This window comes from Dietzia cercidiphylli, assembly GCF_014145145.1.
GTDB classification, from domain to species: Bacteria; Actinomycetota; Actinomycetes; order Mycobacteriales; family Mycobacteriaceae; genus Dietzia; species Dietzia natronolimnaea.
The window spans coordinates 1-1,130 of sequence record NZ_JAALEA010000440.1 but is presented as its reverse complement, the minus strand read 5'-3'; the positions used below and the strand labels follow the sequence as shown (position 1 = coordinate 1,130).

At 61.3% G+C, this 1,130-nt stretch carries 1 protein-coding gene; it reads left to right on the top strand.

Features of this window, described 5'->3' with window-relative positions:
- Positions 1-55: 55 nt before the first annotated feature.
- On the top strand, positions 56-1,129 hold the full coding sequence (locus G6028_RS14975) for an IS630 family transposase (RefSeq protein WP_182659351.1): 1,074 nt from the start codon (positions 56-58) through the stop codon (positions 1,127-1,129).
- The last annotated feature ends 1 nt before the right edge of the window (position 1,130 follow it).

Genomic DNA, 1,130 nt, shown 5'->3' with positions numbered 1-1,130 from the left:
GCTAGTGTCGCGTGTCGTTAGTTCCTAAATGCTTGGGTGTTTGGGAGAATGGGTCATGCCCAATAACCCGGCTCCGGCTTTGATTCTTCGTGATGGTGACCGCGAGGAGTTGGAGTCGTGGACGCGGTCAACGTCGATCCAATCGGGGTTGGCGATGCGGGCGCGGATTATCCTGCTCGCGGCGGAAGGTCAGGCGAACTCTCGGATCGCTGACCGGGAGCGAACGACGCCGACGACGGTGTGGAAGTGGCGAGGCAGGTATGAGGCGGATGGGATCGCGGGCCTGTTCGACGAGTCGCGCTCTGGCCGGCCGAAGCGGATAGATGACCAGAAGGTCATCACCACGACGTTGACTCCTCCGCCGAAGAAGTACGGGGTGACGCACTGGTCCTCACGCCTGCTGGCGGATCATCTGAAGATCGGTAACGCCACCGTGGCCAGGGCGTGGCGCAAGTTCGGGGTGCAGCCTTGGCGGGCCGGAACGTTCAAGTTCTCCACCGATCCCGAACTGTTCGCGAAGGTCACCGACGTGGTGGGGTTGTACTTGGCGCCACCGGACAACGCGATCGTGTTGTGTGTTGACGAGAAGAGTCAGATCCAGGCGCTGGATAGGACCGCGCCGATGCTGCCGATGCGCACCGGGAGCATCGAAAGGCACACCCACGATTACAAGCGGCACGGCACCACGACTCTGTTCGCCGCGTTGGACATTGCGACCGGGCACGTCACCGGCGCGGTCAAGCCGAAGCATCGCCATCAGGAGTTCCTGGCGTTCCTGCGTCAACTCGACCGCGCCTACCCGGAGGTTGACCTGCACTTGGTGATGGACAACTACGCGACCCACAAGACCCCGGCGGTGAAGGTGTGGCTGGCACAGCATCCGCGGTTCCACGTGCACTTCACCCCGACGTCCGGATCCTGGCTCAACCTCGTGGAAGTCTGGTTCGGGATCATCGACCGGCAGGCCATCCGCCGTGGTGTCTTTACATCTGTCAAGGACCTCAATGCCAAGATTCGCCAGTTCATCACGGGCTGGAACGACCGCAAACACCCGTTCGTCTGGACTAAAACTCCCGAACAGATCCTCGCGAAAGCGAACCCTAAACCAACTTCAGAAACGCGACACTAGC